At 47.6% G+C, this 16533-nt stretch carries 17 protein-coding genes and 2 tRNA genes; 16 read left to right on the forward strand and 3 right to left on the reverse strand.

The genetic code is table 11. The features are described 5' to 3' along the window. Positions 1-131: 131 nt before the first annotated feature. The 5 genes from H1A11_RS13435 (at position 132) to H1A11_RS13455 (ending at position 5955) form a co-directional block, all read left to right on the forward strand. Entirely contained in the window at positions 132-848 is a 717-nt protein-coding gene (locus tag H1A11_RS13435; protein ID WP_117601220.1) for an ABC transporter ATP-binding protein, read from the forward strand. 57 nt (positions 849-905) lie between these two features. Then, positions 906-2165, forward strand: a complete 1260-nt coding sequence (locus tag H1A11_RS13440; protein ID WP_117601219.1) for an ABC transporter permease — start codon at positions 906-908, stop codon at positions 2163-2165. Between the two features lie 5 nt (positions 2166-2170). Next, a complete protein-coding gene (locus H1A11_RS13445; RefSeq protein ID WP_117601218.1) occupies positions 2171-3412 on the forward strand; it encodes an ABC transporter permease in 1242 nt (413 codons plus the stop codon). 80 nt (positions 3413-3492) lie between these two features. Further along, complete coding sequence (locus H1A11_RS13450) at positions 3493-4596, forward strand: efflux RND transporter periplasmic adaptor subunit (protein ID WP_117601217.1); 1104 nt, start codon at positions 3493-3495, stop codon at positions 4594-4596. Between the two features lie 30 nt (positions 4597-4626). After that, a complete protein-coding gene (locus H1A11_RS13455) occupies positions 4627-5955 on the forward strand; it encodes a TolC family protein (RefSeq protein WP_181757335.1) in 1329 nt (442 codons plus the stop codon). Positions 5956-6038: 83 nt separating this feature from the next. Here H1A11_RS13455 and H1A11_RS13460 read toward each other — a convergent pair whose 3' ends face one another. The 3 genes from H1A11_RS13460 to H1A11_RS13470 form a co-directional block, all read right to left on the reverse strand. Further along, the gene (locus H1A11_RS13460; protein WP_119961426.1) at positions 6039-6950 is read right to left on the reverse strand and encodes a hypothetical protein; all 912 of its coding nucleotides are present in this window, start codon (positions 6948-6950) and stop codon (positions 6039-6041) included. 13 nt (positions 6951-6963) lie between these two features. Further along, positions 6964-7656: a DUF4476 domain-containing protein gene (locus tag H1A11_RS13465; protein WP_181757336.1), complete on the reverse strand. Its 693-nt coding sequence runs from the start codon at positions 7654-7656 to the stop codon at positions 6964-6966. A 100-nt stretch (positions 7657-7756) separates the two neighbouring features. Further along, entirely contained in the window at positions 7757-8593 is an 837-nt protein-coding gene (locus H1A11_RS13470; protein ID WP_117878924.1) for a S1 RNA-binding domain-containing protein, read from the reverse strand. A 193-nt stretch (positions 8594-8786) separates the two neighbouring features. Here H1A11_RS13470 and H1A11_RS13475 point away from each other — a divergent pair, with 193 nt between their 5' ends. From H1A11_RS13475 to H1A11_RS13525, 11 genes are all read left to right on the forward strand, one after another. After that, positions 8787-9788, forward strand: coding sequence for a malate dehydrogenase (locus tag H1A11_RS13475; protein ID WP_025833211.1), 1002 nt, complete (start codon positions 8787-8789; stop codon positions 9786-9788). Between the two features lie 135 nt (positions 9789-9923). Continuing rightward, positions 9924-9996, forward strand: a tRNA-Phe gene (locus H1A11_RS13480). Positions 9997-10011: 15 nt separating this feature from the next. Beyond that, positions 10012-10084: transfer RNA gene (locus tag H1A11_RS13485), tRNA-Pro, on the forward strand. Between the two features lie 403 nt (positions 10085-10487). After that, positions 10488-10961 carry an arginine repressor gene (argR, locus tag H1A11_RS13490; RefSeq protein WP_005825113.1) on the forward strand — a complete coding sequence of 158 codons (474 nt, stop codon included), beginning with the start codon at positions 10488-10490 and terminating at the stop codon, positions 10959-10961. 35 nt (positions 10962-10996) lie between these two features. Continuing rightward, complete coding sequence (locus H1A11_RS13495; RefSeq protein WP_005825115.1) at positions 10997-11554, forward strand: GNAT family N-acetyltransferase; 558 nt, start codon at positions 10997-10999, stop codon at positions 11552-11554. A 13-nt stretch (positions 11555-11567) separates the two neighbouring features. Further along, a complete protein-coding gene (locus tag H1A11_RS13500) occupies positions 11568-12773 on the forward strand; it encodes an argininosuccinate synthase (protein WP_181757337.1) in 1206 nt (401 codons plus the stop codon). Continuing rightward, positions 12774-12992 carry a PspC domain-containing protein gene (locus H1A11_RS13505; protein WP_138344618.1) on the forward strand — a complete coding sequence of 73 codons (219 nt, stop codon included), beginning with the start codon at positions 12774-12776 and terminating at the stop codon, positions 12990-12992. It abuts the gene before it with no gap. Beyond that, positions 12985-13953, forward strand: a complete 969-nt coding sequence (gene argC, locus H1A11_RS13510; RefSeq protein ID WP_005825122.1) for an N-acetyl-gamma-glutamyl-phosphate reductase — start codon at positions 12985-12987, stop codon at positions 13951-13953. Before H1A11_RS13505 ends, argC begins: the two co-directional genes overlap by 8 nt. 6 nt (positions 13954-13959) lie before the next feature. Further along, positions 13960-15081 carry an aspartate aminotransferase family protein gene (locus tag H1A11_RS13515; protein WP_117600277.1) on the forward strand — a complete coding sequence of 374 codons (1122 nt, stop codon included), beginning with the start codon at positions 13960-13962 and terminating at the stop codon, positions 15079-15081. Positions 15082-15127: 46 nt separating this feature from the next. Then, the gene (gene proC / locus H1A11_RS13520; RefSeq protein WP_181757338.1) at positions 15128-15901 is read left to right on the forward strand and encodes a pyrroline-5-carboxylate reductase; all 774 of its coding nucleotides are present in this window, start codon (positions 15128-15130) and stop codon (positions 15899-15901) included. A 72-nt stretch (positions 15902-15973) separates the two neighbouring features. Beyond that, on the forward strand, positions 15974-16528 hold the full coding sequence (locus tag H1A11_RS13525; RefSeq protein ID WP_016272528.1) for a helix-turn-helix domain-containing protein: 555 nt from the start codon (positions 15974-15976) through the stop codon (positions 16526-16528). The last annotated feature ends 5 nt before the right edge of the window (positions 16529-16533 follow it).

Consider the following 16533-nt stretch of genomic DNA (forward strand, 5'->3'; position numbering starts at 1 on the left):
AAAAATCACAAAGAAAAACGACACTGCAAAATCTTTTTTTAAAAAAGTTTGCAACTTTTGCAACTTTTCGTAGCATAGCTGCGTCTAATAGTGAAAATTAATAAGAGTAAAGCAAAAAAACAGGGAAAACAGTGATACAACTAAAAGACATTAACAAGACCTATTACAACGGAGCACCACTGCACGTGCTCAAAGGCATCAACCTCGACATTCAGAAGGGTGAATTTGTTTCCATCATGGGCTCATCGGGTTCGGGAAAGTCCACTTTACTCAATATACTGGGCATTCTGGATAATTATGACACCGGAGAATACTATCTGAACGGTACTCTTATCAAAAATCTCAGCGAGACGAAGGCTGCCGAGTACCGCAACCGCATGATTGGCTTCATCTTTCAGTCCTTCAATCTGATTTCATTCAAGAACGCAGTAGAAAATGTGGCACTTCCCCTCTTTTATCAAGGAGTGAGCCGACGGAAACGCAATGCGATGGCATTGGAGTACCTCGACCGCCTGGGCTTAAAAGACTGGGCACACCACATGCCCAACGAAATGTCCGGCGGACAGAAACAGCGTGTAGCCATCGCCCGCGCTCTCATCACCCAGCCGCAGATTATCCTTGCCGACGAACCTACCGGCGCGCTCGACAGCAAGACTTCCGTAGAGGTGATGCAGATTCTGAAGGAACTGCACGATACGGGCATGACCATCGTAGTCGTGACCCACGAAAGCGGCGTTGCCAACCAGACGGACAAGATTATCCACATCAAAGACGGCGTCATAGGCAGCATCGAAACAAACTTGAATCACGATGCAAGCCCGTTCGGAAAAGACGGGTTCATGAAATAATGAAGGAAGAGCCCTCTTTCCCTTCTTTAATTTTTAATTCTTAATCTTTAATTATCAATGATAGACCTTTGGCAAGAAATATACGGAACCATCAAACGTAACAAGCTGCGTACGTTCCTGACGGGCTTTGCCGTAGCATGGGGCATCTTCATGCTCATCGTATTGCTCGGAGCCGGGAACGGCATCATACATGCTTTCGAACAGAATGCGTCGGAACGTGCCTTGAACTCCATCCGCATTTTTCCCGGCTGGACTACCAAATCATACGACGGTCTGAAGGAAGGACGCTTCATCCAACTGGACAATCGGGACATGGACGACACGGAAAAGCAATTTACAGAAAATGTCATTAGTGCCGGTGCCACAGTACGCCAGAGCAATGTAAACGTCAGTTTTGGACAAGAATATATCAATATCTCCCTGCTGGGCGTATACCCTAACTACACAGAAGTGGAAACCGTGAAGACGGCAGACGGACGTTTCATCAACCACAGCGATCTGAAAGACCGGCGTAAAGTAATCATCCTCCATAAGAAATCCGCAGATATCCTCTTCGGCAAAACACATACCGAACCTATCGGACAATTTGTCAATGCAGGTGGAGTGGCCTATCAGGTAGTGGGGCTCTACAATGACCAGGGAGACCGCGAGGCAAACGAGGCCTACATTCCTTTCTCCACCTTACAGACCATCTACAATAAAGGAGACAAGTTGAATAACATCATCTTCACGACCAAGAACCTGAGCAGTATAGAAAGCAATGAGGCCTTTGAAAAAGAATACCGTAAAGCCATTGCCACCAACCATCGCTTCGACCCTACCGACGACAGCGCCATCTGGATATGGAACCGTTTCACCAACTATCTGCAAGCCCAAAACGCAATGGGTATTCTACGCACCGCCATCTGGGTTATCGGTATCTTTACCTTGTTGAGCGGTATTGTCGGTGTATCGAATATCATGCTGATTACCGTTAAAGAACGTACCCGTGAATTCGGTATCCGCAAGGCACTGGGAGCAAAGCCCTTCTCCATCCTTTGGCTGATTATTGTGGAAAGCGTGACTATCACTACGCTATTCGGTTATATCGGTATGGTGGCAGGCATCGGGGTGACGGAATGGATGAACTCTGCTTTCGGTAACCAGACGATGGATGCCGGCATGTTCCAGCAGACCATGTTCTCCGATCCCACCGTAGACCTCAGCATTGCCGTCCAAGCCACACTGACCCTCATCATAGCAGGTACACTTGCCGGATTCTTCCCGGCAAAGAAAGCCGTGAGTATCAGTCCTATCGAAGCACTTAGAGCAGATTAAAGATTATGAAAATAGACATAGATACATGTGAGGAAATCCTCATCACAATAACAAGAAACAAGACAAGAAGCCTGCTGACTGCATTCGGTGTATTCTGGGGCATCTTTATGCTGGTAGCACTCATCGGTGGCGGACAAGGCATGCAGGAAGAACTGAAATCCCAGTTCGAAGGATTTGCGACCAACTCGGGCTTTATCGCCGCACAAAAGACAAGCGAAGCCTACAAGGGATTCCGCAAGGGACGCTGGTGGGACTTGGAGATGGAAGATGTGGACCGTGTGCGCAGTGTGGACGGCATCGCACTCGCCACGCCTTCATTTGCCCTTTGGGGACAGACCGCTGTCTATGGAGAAAACAAATATGAATGTAGTGTAAAGGGGCTGTACCCGGAGTATGAGCAGATAGAACATCAGGAAATGACTTACGGCCGTTTTATCAACGACGTCGACATCAAAGAGTCACGTAAAGTGTGTGTTATCGGCAAACGTGTATACGAAAGTCTCTTTAAACCGGGAGAAGACCCCTGCGGCAAATACGTTCGGGTGAACGGAATCTATTACCGGATTATCGGAATGTGTTCATCCGAAGGCAATGTCAACATACAAGGACAAGCCTCCGAAGCCATTGTATTGCCTTTCTCCACCATGCAGCAGACCTACAACCTCGGAAAGAAACTGGATGTGGTATGTTTCATCATGAAACCGGGAATAAAAGTAAAAGACGTACAGCCCGAAGTGGAACGCCTCGTAAAAGCAGCGCATTACATTGCTCCCGATGACAAACAAGCCGTCATGTTCCTGAATGCGGAAGCTATGTTCTCTATGATGGACAACCTGATGACCGGAGTACACTTTCTTATTTGGATGGTAGGTCTGGGTACATTGTTCGCCGGAGCCATCGGCGTATCGAATATCATGATGGTAACCGTCAAGGAGCGTACTACGGAAATAGGCATACGGCGTGCCATCGGTGCCCGTCCTAAAGACATCCTGCAACAAATTCTTTCGGAAAGCATGGTACTGACCACTATAGCGGGTATGGCAGGCATTTCTTTTGCCGTATTTGTACTGCAAATACTTGAAAAGGCTGCCAACGACCCTGGAGTTATCAAAACCCACTACCAGGTTTCATTCGGACTGGCTATCGGAACTTGCATCCTCCTCATCGCATTGGGAGTGCTTGCCGGACTGGCACCTGCCTATCGCGCCATGGCAATCAAACCAATTGAAGCAATCAGGGATGAATAAACCTATAAAAGATTATCAACCGTAAACCATGAAACAATGGTTACTATATCAATAGTAAATAATTAAATCATAAATATAAGATGAGAACTAAAAAGTATCTGAAAATTGCATTATTGGTAGTAATAGCTGCCTTGTTTATCTGGACATTTATATTCCTATATCAGAAGTCCCAACCTAAAGTAAAGGTATACGAAACAGTAGTTCCGGAAGTGACAGACCTCGAAAAGACCACCGTAGCCACCGGCAAAGTGGAACCAAGAGACGAAGTACTCATTAAACCGCAGATTTCCGGTATCATATCTGAAGTGTACAAGGAGGCCGGACAAAGCATAAAACAAGGCGAAGTGATTGCCAAAGTGAAGGTTATTCCAGAACTAGGCACATTAAACTCAGCCGAAAGCCGCGTACGGTTGGCGGAAATCAACGCTGCCCAAGCCGAAACAGACTTCGCACGTACCCAGAAGTTGTACAACGACAAGCTTATCAGCGCTGAAGAGTATGAAAAAGGAGAGGTAAGTGTAAAGCAAGCACGCGAGGAACTGCAGACTGCAAAAGACAACTTGGAAATTGTAAAGGAAGGCATCACCAAGAACAGCGCCTCTTTCAGTAGTACGCTGATTCGTTCCACCATTACCGGTCTGATTCTGGATGTGCCCATCAAAGTCGGTAACTCGGTTATCATGAGTAACACCTTCAATGACGGAACCACTATCGCTACCGTTGCTAACATGAACGATTTGATTTTCCGCGGCAACATTGACGAAACGGAAGTGGGCCGTGTACACGAAGGTATGCCGGTGAAACTGACAATCGGCGCCCTGCAGAATCTTTCGTTCGATGCCACACTGGAATACATATCTCCGAAGGGTGTGGAAGAAAACGGTGCCAACCAGTTTGAAATCAAAGCTGCCATTGCCGCACCGGACAGCGTACAGATACGTTCCGGCTATTCTGCCAACGCAGAAATCGTATTGGACCGTGCCCAGAAAACGCTTGCTGTTCCGGAAAGTACTGTTGAATTCAATGGGGACAGTACCTTTGTATATGTAATGACGGACAGCGTACCGGTACAAAAGTTCGAACGCCGTCCCATACAGGTCGGCATGAGCGACGGCATAAAGATTGCCATCAAAAGCGGCATCAGTGCCCAGGATAAGCTTCGCGGTGCAGAGAAAAAGGATTAACAAACGGAATAGCTTAAAAAGATATACGACATGAATAAAAAGATATTCTTATACCTCGCCATATTCGGCAGTATCTCAGTGCAGGCGCAGGAACGCTGGTCTTTGCGCCAATGCATAGACTATGCCATCGAGCATAACATCAGTATCCGCCAAACAGCCAACGCTGCCGAACAGAGTGCTGTCGAGGTAAATACAGCCAAATGGGCACGACTGCCGAACCTGAATGCCAGTGCCGGCCAGAGCTGGAACTGGGGACGTACGCAAACAGCCATCAAGAACGAGGATACGGGAGACTACTCCACTGTATACGTCAACACCAGCAGTCACGGAACCAACATGTCCGTCAATACCAGCATACCTATTTTTACCGGTCTGGAAATTCCCCACCAGTATGCATTGGCCAAACTGAACCTCAAAGCTGCCATTGCCGACCTGGACAAAGCCAAGGAAGATATTGCCATCAATATAGCTTCGGCCTACCTGCAAGTGCTGTTCAATGAAGAGCTCCACCAGGTGGCGCTGGGACAAGTACAACTGAGTAAAGAGCAATATGTCCGTATCAGCCGGCTAGCAGAACTGGGCAAGGCTTCTCCGGCAGAACTGGCAGAAGCCAAAGCACGTGTGGCACAAGACGAGATGAATGTGGTACAGACGAACAATAATTATAAGTTGGCTCTGCTCGACCTCAGCCAGCTTATCGAGCTGGAAACACCTGAAGGGTTCAGTCTGGAATCTCCGGCAGTCAATCTGAAGTTGGTTCCTCTCACTCCTCCGGATGAAATATTCCAAACAGCTATGGTAAGCAAAGCCTCCATCCAGGCTGCACAGTTCCGTCTGGAAGGCAGCAAGCACAGCATCCGCATCGCCCAGAGCAACTACTACCCACAACTGAGCCTGAACGGTAGCCTCGGTACGAATTACTATTCTACCATTGACCGCACCTTCAGCCAGCAGATGAACGATAACTTCAACAAATATGTAGGCTTCAACCTCAGCGTACCTATTTTCAACCGCCTCTCTACCCGTAACCGGGTGCGCACGGCACGCCTGCAACGTGAAAACTATGCCTTGCAACTGGATAATGCCAAAAAGACGCTTTACAAGGAAATCCAGCAAGCATGGTACAACGCCGCCGCTGCCGAAAGCAAATATACCAGCAGCCATACAGCCACCGTTGCCAGCGAAGAATCTTTCAAGCTGATGAGCGAGAAATATGAAAATGGTAAAGCAAATGCCGTGGAATACAATGAAGCAAAACAAAACCTTATGAAATCCCAATCAGACGAACTGCAGGCCAAGTATGACTATCTGTTCCGTACCAAGATTCTGGATTTCTATAAAGGAGAACCGATTGAGTAAAAAACGAAGTATAATTTTAGTTGTTGTGTTTGATTCTCCCCTCTCCCTGCTTCATGCAGGCGAGAGGGGAGTTTTTTGTTCTTCTATCTCCTTGTATTTTCCGAAGAACGGGAAGAGCTACTGCGGGTAGTGCTTGAAGAGCTGCTGCGACGGCTTTCGGAATTCCGTACGCCGGAAGCATTTCTTCTTTCCTTACTTTCCGTCTTTACCCTGCTACGGCTGGGGCTCTTATCATTATTTTTAGTTCTTGTGGTTTCTATTTTCTCTTTACTCGACTTTCTGCCACTATCCACACTACTACGTCGCGTACTGCTGTTACGTGTACCTGTACTAATGCGATTATTACTACCGTTGCTACGTCGCGTGGTATATACATCATCCCTGCCTGCCGGACGCTTATGCGAATTAGGGCGGATGTTCACCGAACCGAAATCTGAACGGCGGCTGGTGTGGTACGACTTATCATTCCGAATGCTCCACGAACCGGTATAGTGCGGATGATGGTAACGACCGCGATAATAGCTGTTGTGATAGTGCGTACGACAATGCCCACCGCAATATGTACGGTAATGATACGGCCGCGGGAAATAGAAATGATTATGGTTGGTGTAAGTGATGTAAACCCTAAAAGACCAACGCCCACCACTTACATAAACCGGACGGTAAAAATAGGCGGCCTGCATGAAACGGCCATACTGCCGGTTATTCAGCACCCATCGAAGATCGTCATTGCGCACATCCAGATAATCGTAATAGCGATTCAAGGCCCATTCCTCCCCCCGAAGAACGTCATCCATCAGATAGCGTATACCGGAAATGAAATCATAGTTTATTTCGTACACGTCATTATACTGTTCTGTATTCAGGTTCAATTCATAGGCCATCTTGTCCGTAAGAAAGCGGGTCTCTTTACGCACTTTGCTGTTGCTCATTGCCGCACTGCAAACAGCTGTGCTCATCATAGCGGCAAGAAATATAAATATAATCCGTTTCATAATCCCTCCTTTTTTAGTTATTCTTCTCATGATATTGTTTGATGAAGGCATTTATCTCGTTCTTGTCCGACGAGAAGGTCAGCTTGTCTATCGCATAATAGAAATTCGGTTTATCGACTATTTTAGGATAAATCTTCTTCATCAACTGCTTCTTTTCACTGTCGAAACGATAAAAATCCATCAGACGGATACACTGGTCAGTAGTGAACCAAGAGGTCAGCAAGGCATGGTCGAGCACTTCCTTACGGTCTGAATCGAAACTCTGTTTTTCCATCAGCCCCATAAACTGTTCGAAGGCAGAGGGAGACATTACCCGTTCATACTGCCCGCCCCCTGACGGTCTGTCACCGGGTCTGCCAGGCTTGTGATGATTAGAAGTACCCCAGTTTCCACCAGGTCTTTTGTCCTCTGGAATGAAAATATCTTCCACTTCATTGATGGAGCAATGCACACGTTCATCATATAGGAGTTTTCCTCTTCGAGGATTCCCCCCACGGGATGGCGCTTCATAAACCTCTACCCGACAACTACCACGCAGATTGGCTACAAAACAACTGAAAGTAGGCAGGCAAACCTGCTGTCCGTCGACCAATACCACCACTCTACGGTATGGACTTTCTATACGGATTCCGTCTATGGGCGCCGCTTTTATTGCGGGAAACACTACCAGAACTAGACAAACACTTAATATCAAATGACGTATCATGACTTTTCTTTTTTTATTGTACGACAAAAATAGGGAGAGGAAATTCCCCTCCCTAATGATTGTCTCTATTTACAAGTAGGGAAATTCCTAATGACTGGGACTAATTCCTAATCCTGATTCCATCTTCCTCCAATACAACCAGATGTTTTTTGTACAAATCTCCCACAGCCTTTTTGAAGGTTTTCTTGCTGACACCGAAAGTTGCATAGATTTCTTCTGCCGGACTCTTGTCATTCAAAGCTATCCGTCCGCCCTGTTCACGGATATAGTCCAGCAGCGTAGCTGAGAAATCTTCTACTTTAGCCTGCCCCGTTTTTTGAAGCAGCAGGTCTATCTTGCCGTCTTCACGTACCTGCTTCACATAGGCTTTCATCCTCATGCCCGTGTGCAGTGGCTGAAATATCTCGCTCTCATATAGCAAGCCGCTATATTCATCGTTGATGATCGCCTTGAATCCCAAATCCGTCTTCTGCCAAATCAGGATATCCACCTCCTGCCCCGACTCATAGGCGGCCTTCTCTTTGGAAAGATAACGGTCTACCTTGGCCGATGCCACGATACGATAGCTTTCATCATCCAAATGGGCATGAACCACATACTTCTTTCCCACCTGCATCTTCATTTTCTGTTCGCGGAAGGGGACGAAAAGATCCTTCATCAATCCCCAGTTAAGGAAAGCGCCATACTGGTTTATCCACGCCACCTCCAAGCAGGCAAACTGCCCGACCTGCACTAATGGTGTCAGAGTAGTGGCTACCAGGCGTTCTTCGTTATCAAGATATATAAAAACGTTCAGTTTGGCTCCCACCTTACAGTCTTGGGGGACATAACGCGACGGAAGCAGAATTTCACCTTCTTCGCCACCGTCCAGATACATGCCGAAGGCTACCTCCTTCACCACTTCCAGCGTATTGTACTTTCCTAACTTAATGCTCATAGTTTCTTACTTATCTTCATTTTCCCAACAAAGATAGCGAATTTAGGTACAATACAGCAGTTCGGAAAGAAGAAATAACTTTTTGCTCTAAAAGATAACTTTTTTCTATGAACAACTCTCTTCAAAAAGGGTTATCTTTGTATCGTGACAATCAGCAAGAAAAGATATTACTCACCTTTAAATAAAAAAGATTATGGAATTTCTGACAAATGACAAATTGACAATCGTCGGCGCAGCCGGCATGATCGGTTCAAACATGGCACAGACTGCAATCATGATGCATCTCACTCCCAACCTATGTCTGTACGACCCTTATGCTCCCGGACTGGAAGGTGTGGCCGAAGAGCTGTTCCACTGCGGATTCGAAGGAATGAACATCACATTTACCTCCGATATCAAAGAAGCGCTGACCGGTGCCAAGTATGTGGTATCATCAGGCGGTGCCGCCCGCAAGGCCGGCATGACCCGCGAAGACCTTTTGAAAGGCAATGCCGCTATTGCCGAAGAATTCGGTAAGAATGTAAAAGCCTACTGTCCGGATGTGAAGCACGTGGTTGTCATTTTCAACCCTGCCGACATCACCGGTCTGATTACCCTATTGTATTCCGGCCTGAAACCTTCACAAGTGACCACACTGGCTGCCCTCGACAGCACCCGCCTGCGCAGTGAACTTTCCAAGCACTTCGGCATTGCCCCCGACAAAATCGAAAATTGCCGTACCTACGGCGGTCATGGTGAACAGATGGCTGTATATGCCTCTACCGCCAAGGTGGACGGTAAACCGTTACTTGATATCATCGGTACCCCTGCCCTGACTAAAGAGCAGTGGGTCGAAATCCAGACTAAGGTAACCAAAGGCGGTGCCAACATCATCGCCCTCCGTGGACGTTCTTCCTTCCAGAGTCCGGCATACGTCTCTATCGAAATGATAGCTGCAGCGATGGGTGGCAAACCGTTCCGCTGGCCTGCCGGTACATATGTACACAGCCACGGCTTCGACCACATCATGATGGCAATGGAAACTGAAATTACCAAAGACGGTGTACACTACAAGGAACTGAACGGCACACCCGAAGAAGAAGCCAAACTGAAAGAAAGCTATGCCCACCTCTGCAAACTTCGTGACGAAGTGATAGAAATGGGAGTACTGCCTGCCATCAAAGACTGGCACAGCATCAATCCGAATATCGACTGATTTCTTCGATAGCAAGTGATTCTCAAAAGTAAGATGCCTCGCTCTATGGAGCGAGGCACCTTTTTAAGATATTTTTCCTCAAAAAGCCTTGCGGTATAAAAAAAACTCTTTATCTTTGCACCCGCAAACGAAAAAGGTGCCATAGCTCAGTTGGTAGAGCAAAGGACTGAAAATCCTTGTGTCCCCGGTTCGATTCCTGGTGGCACCACTTTTCAAAAACAATCGGAATGTAGCGCAGTTGGTAGCGCACTACGTTCGGGACGTAGGGGTCGGGCGTTCGAGTCGCCTCATTCCGACAGAAAAGGCTTAGCTTTTAGAAGTTAAGCCTTTTTTATTTCATCCCTCCTCTCCTCCGGTTTCCCGACCATAAGAGAGAGGGGGGCAACGTAACAATCTGAGACCAACGTAAAAACCTGAGGGATTTTATTTCTATGCATATAATTTTTGTACAGTTTTTGATTGAAAGGGTGTCAGATTTGACAATTGCATATCTATTCTATATTATATCAACATTTACCAAAGACATACGGAAACAATCTCCAATAACGTAAAAGAACAAACAAGACTCCAACAAAGAGAACAAAAACAACATATACAGTACGCCCGATGTATAAAAAGAATAAAAAAGCTCTCATTTTTGCATATTATTTCCGAAATAATCCCTAATTTTGCACTACTCTTAGAATAATTATACAGAAAATGAAGAAAAAAGCCAATCGGTTAGACGCCATCAAGATGATTATCTCAAGCAAAGACGTCAGTTCTCAGGAAGAACTGTTGCAAGCTTTGAGCAAGGAAGGCTTTGAACTGACACAAGCCACCTTGTCACGCGACTTGAAACAGCTGAAAGTAGCGAAAGCAGCGAACATGAACGGTAAATACGTATATGTGCTGCCCAACAACATCATGTATAAACGTTCGAACGACCAGAGTGCAAGTGAAATGCTGATGACAAGCGGATTCGTTTCACTTCAATTTTCGGGCAATATTGCCGTCATCCGTACCCGGCCCGGATATGCCAGCAGCATGGCCTACGACATCGACAACCGAGAGTGTCCCGCCATTCTGGGTACCATTGCCGGAGATGACACCATCATGCTGGTGGTGCACGAAGCAGCGTCACATGACGAGGTACGCAGCTTCCTATCGCAAATCATCCCGAACATTAAATGATAGATAACAACAAAAAACAAGAAATTAAATAAGAAATGGATTCGAAACAAATTGATGTGATGGTGGCTGACGCCTCACATGAAGTTTACGTAGACAAGATTTTGGATACCATCCGGGAAGCTGCCAAGGTACGCGGAACGGGCATCGCAGAACGCACACACGAATACGTAGCTACTAAAATGAAAGAAGGAAAGGCCATCATAGCCTTGTGTGGAGATGATTTTGCCGGTTTCACCTACATAGAGAGCTGGGGTAACAAGCAATATGTAGCAACCTCCGGTTTGATAGTACACCCCAAATATCGGGGACTGGGGCTGGCAAAACGTATCAAGACCGCTTCTTTCCGCCTGGCACGCCTACGCTGGCCTAATGCTAAAGTTTTCAGTCTCACCAGCGGAGCTGCCGTCATGAAAATGAATACCGAGCTGGGATATGTGCCCGTCACCTTCAACGAACTGACCGATGACGAATCGTTCTGGAAAGGTTGCGAAGGCTGTATAAACCATGATATATTGGTAGCTAAGAACCGTAAATTCTGCATTTGCACAGCAATGCTTTACGACCCGAAGCTGCACGAAGAGGATAAAATATAAAAATACTAAGGATATGGAAAAGAAGAAGAAAGTAGTAGTCGCATTCAGCGGAGGTTTGGATACCTCGTTTACGGTGATGTATCTTACCAAAGAAAAAGGGTACGAAGTATATGCAGCTTGTGCCAATACGGGCGGTTTCAGTGCTGAACAGTTGAAGACAAACGAAGAAAATGCCTACAAGCTGGGCGCCAAAGAATACGTCACCCTCGACGTGACGCAGGAATACTATGAGAAAAGCTTGAAATACATGGTATTCGGCAATGTTTTGCGTAACGGCACCTATCCTATCTCTGTAAGTTCCGAACGTATCTTCCAAGCATTGGCCATTGCACGCTATGCCAACGAAATCGGCGCGGATGCCATCGCCCACGGTTCTACAGGTGCGGGTAACGACCAGATTCGTTTCGACATGACTTTCCTCGTCATGGCTCCGGGCGTGGAAATCATCACGCTGACACGCGACATGGCACTGAGCCGTCAGGAAGAGATTGATTATCTGAACAAACACGGCTTTGCCGCCGACTTCACCAAACTGAAATACTCCTATAACGTAGGTTTGTGGGGCACTTCCATCTGTGGTGGCGAGATTCTGGATTCCGCGCAGGGATTGCCCGAAAGCGCCTATCTGAAACACTGCACCAAAGAGGGCAGCGAGCTGTTGCGCCTCACTTTTGAAAAAGGTGAGCTGAAAGCCGTGAACGACGAGACATTCGACGACCCCATCAAAGCCATCCAGAAGGTAGAAGAGATTGGTGCGGCATACGGTATCGGCCGCGACATGCACGTAGGCGACACGATTATCGGTATCAAAGGCCGCGTAGGTTTCGAAGCTGCCGCACCTATGCTGATTATCGGAGCACACAAGTTCCTCGAGAAGTACACTTTGAGCAAATGGCAACAATACTGGAAGGACCAGGTAGCCAACTGGTATGGCATGTTCCTGCACGAAAGCCAATATCTGGAACCAGTAATGCGCGACATCGAAGCCATGCTGGAATCCTCGCAACGCAACGTAAACGGTACGGCTATCCTCGAACTTCACCCGCTCTGCTTTTCTACCGTAGGTGTAGAAAGCAAAGATGACCTTATGAAAAACAAGTTTGGTGAATACGGTGAGATGCAGAAAGGATGGACGGCAGAAGATGCCAAGGGCTTCATCAAAGTAACCTCCACAGCACTGCGTGCTTATTATTCAAATCATAAAGACGAGAAAATCTAAATGACCGGCAGGAAGCAAAAACTGACACGTCCCCGGACTGGAAGGATGCTTTCAGGCATATGTGCAGGACTGGCAAACTTTTTCGGACTCGATGTCTCATTGGTGCGTATCGTCTATACGTTCGCCACGATCTTTACTGCATTTGCAGGCATACCCATATACATTATAATGCTAATTGTTATACCACAAGAACCAAATAGATATTATCGAAATGATTAAAGTAGGAATCATCGGCGGAGCCGGATACACGGCAGGCGAACTGATACGTTTGCTGCTCAACCATCCGGAAGCGGAAATCGTTTTCATAAACAGCTCAAGCAACGCCGGCAACAAAATTACCGACGTACACGAAGGACTGTACGGCGAAACAGACTTGGTATTTACCGACCAGCTCCCGCTGGAAGAAATCGACGTACTCTTTTTCTGTACGGCACATGGCGACACGAAGAAGTTCCTCGAAAGCCACAACGTGCCCGAGGAACTGAGAATCATCGACCTCTCCATGGACTACCGCATAGCCTCTCCCGAACACGACTTCATCTACGGCCTGCCGGAGCTGAACCGCCGTGCCACCTGCAAAGCGAAGCACGTAGCCAATCCGGGCTGCTTTGCCACCTGCATACAGCTGGGGCTGCTACCGCTTGCCAAACATCTGATGCTGAATGATGATATCATGGTGAACGCCATTACCGGAAGTACCGGCGCCGGTGTGAAACCGGGCGCCACGAGCCACTTCAGCTGGCGCAACAACAACATGAGTGTCTACAAAGCTTTCGAGCACCAGCATGTGCCCGAAATCAAGCAATCGCTCAAACAGCTGCAGAACAGCTTTGATGCGGACATTGACTTCATCCCCTACCGCGGCGACTTCCCGCGCGGCATCTTCACCACCATTGTGGTGAAGACCAAAGTGGCCCTGGAAGAAATCGTCCGCATGTACGAAGAATATTACGCCAAAGATTCCTTTACCCACATCGTGGAGAAGAATATCGACCTGAAGCAAGTGGTAAACACCAACAAGTGCCTCATCCATCTGGAGAAGCACGGCGACAAACTGCTTATCATTTCCTGCATCGATAACCTCCTGAAAGGCGCCAGCGGACAAGCTGTCCATAACATGAATTTAATGTTTAACCTGGAAGAGACCGTAGGTTTACGGTTGAAACCTTCTGCATTCTAAAAAAAAATGAATTTATTCGACGTATACCCTCTCTTTGACATCAACATCGTCAAAGGAAAAGGCTGCCATGTATGGGACGAGAACGGTACCGAATATCTCGACCTCTACGGTGGCCATGCAGTCATCTCAATCGGACATGCACATCCACATTATGTAGAGATGGTGAGCAATCAAGTTGCTACGTTAGGATTCTACTCAAACTCAGTAATCAACAAGCTGCAACAGCAAGTGGCAGAGCGTTTGGGAAAGGTCTGCGGCTATGATGATTACTCACTCTTCCTCATCAACAGCGGTGCCGAAGCCAATGAAAACGCCTTGAAACTCGCCTCTTTCTACAATGGCCGTACCCGTGTGATATCCTTCTCAAAAGCATTCCACGGACGTACCTCACTGGCGGTGGAAGTAACGAACAATCCTAAAATCATCGCTCCCATCAACAACTGCGGGCACGTCACCTACCTCCCGTTGAACGACATCGAAGCCATGAAGGCCGAATTGTCCAAAGGAGATGTCTGCGCAGTGATTATCGAAGGCATACAAGGTGTAGGCGGCATCCAACTGCCGACAGACGAATTCATGCAGGCTCTCCGCCAGACTTGTACGGAACACAACACGGTCTTGATTCTCGATGAAATCCAAAGCGGCTACGGACGCAGCGGCAAGTTCTTCGCCCATCAGTACAACGGCATCAAAGCCGACATCGTCACCGTGGCAAAAGGCATCGGCAATGGTTTCCCGATGGCAGGCGTACTCATCAGCCCGATGTTTACACCGGTATACGGGCAACTTGGAACCACTTTCGGTGGAAACCACCTGGCTTGCAGTGCCGCCCTTGCCGTACTGGACGTCATAGAGCAAGAAAAACTGATAGAAAATGCAGCGCAAGTCGGTGACTTCCTGATGACAGAACTGAGAAAGTTCCCGCAAATCAAGGACGTTCGAGGACGAGGACTGATGATAGGACTGGAATTTGAAGCCCCCATCAAGGTACTGCGCCTAAGACTGCTGAAAGAGCAACATGTATTCACCGGCGTAAGCGGTACGAATGTGCTCCGCCTGCTGCCGCCTCTGTGCCTCAGCATGGACGAAGCAAAGGAATTCTTGAAACGCTTCAAGAAAGTTCTTTAATTTATCTACCTTTGCCAACAGACAACTCTTTTAACAACAAGAAAATATGAAAATAGCAATTATCGGTGCCGGAAATATGGGAGGCTCCATCGCCCGCGGGCTGGCAAAAGGAACAATCATCCCTGCCGGTGACATCATTGTCTCCAACCCCACCCAGAACAAGCTGGACAAACTGAAGGCAGAATTCCCCGCTTTGCAAGTGACTAACGACAATCAGGAAGCAGTGACCGGTGCAGATATGATAATCTTTGCCGTGAAGCCATGGCTGATGAAACTTGTGGTAAAGGAATTGAAACTGAGAGGCACACAGATTCTTATCTCCATTGCAGCCGGTATTCCCTTCGAAGAACTGACACACTATGTAGCAGACAAGGAAATGACCATGTTCCGCCTTATTCCCAATACAGCCATCAGCGAAATGGAAAGTATGACACTCATCGCCAGCCGCAATGCCACCAAGGAGCAGGAGCAGCTGATGCTGGACATTTTCAACCAGATGGGACTTGCCATGCTCATTCCCGAGGAAAAGATTGCGGCAACCACCGCCATGACTTCCTGTGGCATCGCCTATGTGCTGAAGTACATCCAGGCAGCCATGCAAGCCGGCATTGAAATGGGTATCTACCCCAAAGACGGCATGCGCATGGTGGCACAGTCCGTGAAGGGAGCAGCCGAGCTGATTCTGAACAGTAACACACACCCCAGTGTTGAGATTGACAAGGTGTGTACTCCCGGAGGAATTACCATCAAGGGAATCAACGAACTGGAACACGAAGGATTCACCTCCACTGTGATTAAAGCTATCAAAGCGAGTATTTAATGTGCCAATATGCCAATGCCCTGCGGCGTAACGGTGTATTTCAATAACAACCCATTTAAAACAAATATAATTATGGACGAACAAATCAGACAAATAGCCGAACGCCTGCGCGGACTGCGTGACGTATTGGAACTGACTGCCGACGATATCGCCCGCGACTGTGACATCTCTGCAGAAGAGTACCGCCTGGCCGAAACCGGAGAATTCGACATCTCGGTCAGCATGCTGCAGAAGATAGCACGGCACTACGGCATATCACTGGACGCACTGATGTTTGGGCAAGAGCCCAAAATGAGCTCCTACTTCCTGACACGTGCCGGAAAAGGAACCAGTATAGAACGTACCAAGGCATATAAATACCAATCACTGGCAGCCGGTTTCATCAACCGCACGGCAGACCCGTTCATCGTGACCGTAGAACCGAAACCGGACAGCGAGCCGATACATTACAACAGCCATGCCGGTCAGGAGTTCAACCTCGTACTGGAAGGCCGTATGATGGTCAGCATCGACGGCAAAGACTTAATCTTAAATGAAGGAGACAGTCTGTACTTCAACTCCAAACTGCCGCACGGCATGAAGGCGCTTGACGGAAAGACTGTAAAATTCCTGGCAGTAATTATGTAATAAAG

The sequence above is a fragment of the Bacteroides sp. CACC 737 genome, assembly GCF_013874375.1.
Classification (GTDB): domain Bacteria; phylum Bacteroidota; class Bacteroidia; order Bacteroidales; family Bacteroidaceae; genus Bacteroides; species Bacteroides uniformis.

Coding starts and splice junctions, on each gene's coding strand:
- H1A11_RS13495 (WP_005825115.1), top strand. CDS start 10,997: ATGGATTCGAAACAAATTGATGTGATGGTGGCTGACGCCTCACATGAA.
- H1A11_RS13460 (WP_119961426.1), bottom strand. CDS start 6,950: ATGAAACGGATTATATTTATATTTCTTGCCGCTATGATGAGCACAGCT.
- H1A11_RS13525 (WP_016272528.1), top strand. CDS start 15,974: ATGGACGAACAAATCAGACAAATAGCCGAACGCCTGCGCGGACTGCGT.
- H1A11_RS13475 (WP_025833211.1), top strand. CDS start 8,787: ATGGAATTTCTGACAAATGACAAATTGACAATCGTCGGCGCAGCCGGC.
- argC (WP_005825122.1), top strand. CDS start 12,985: ATGATTAAAGTAGGAATCATCGGCGGAGCCGGATACACGGCAGGCGAA.
- H1A11_RS13455 (WP_181757335.1), top strand. CDS start 4,627: ATGAATAAAAAGATATTCTTATACCTCGCCATATTCGGCAGTATCTCA.
- H1A11_RS13515 (WP_117600277.1), top strand. CDS start 13,960: ATGAATTTATTCGACGTATACCCTCTCTTTGACATCAACATCGTCAAA.
- H1A11_RS13445 (WP_117601218.1), top strand. CDS start 2,171: ATGAAAATAGACATAGATACATGTGAGGAAATCCTCATCACAATAACA.
- H1A11_RS13500 (WP_181757337.1), top strand. CDS start 11,568: ATGGAAAAGAAGAAGAAAGTAGTAGTCGCATTCAGCGGAGGTTTGGAT.
- H1A11_RS13470 (WP_117878924.1), bottom strand. CDS start 8,593: ATGAGCATTAAGTTAGGAAAGTACAATACGCTGGAAGTGGTGAAGGAG.
- H1A11_RS13450 (WP_117601217.1), top strand. CDS start 3,493: ATGAGAACTAAAAAGTATCTGAAAATTGCATTATTGGTAGTAATAGCT.
- argR (WP_005825113.1), top strand. CDS start 10,488: ATGAAGAAAAAAGCCAATCGGTTAGACGCCATCAAGATGATTATCTCA.
- H1A11_RS13440 (WP_117601219.1), top strand. CDS start 906: ATGATAGACCTTTGGCAAGAAATATACGGAACCATCAAACGTAACAAG.
- proC (WP_181757338.1), top strand. CDS start 15,128: ATGAAAATAGCAATTATCGGTGCCGGAAATATGGGAGGCTCCATCGCC.
- H1A11_RS13505 (WP_138344618.1), top strand. CDS start 12,774: ATGACCGGCAGGAAGCAAAAACTGACACGTCCCCGGACTGGAAGGATG.
- H1A11_RS13465 (WP_181757336.1), bottom strand. CDS start 7,656: ATGATACGTCATTTGATATTAAGTGTTTGTCTAGTTCTGGTAGTGTTT.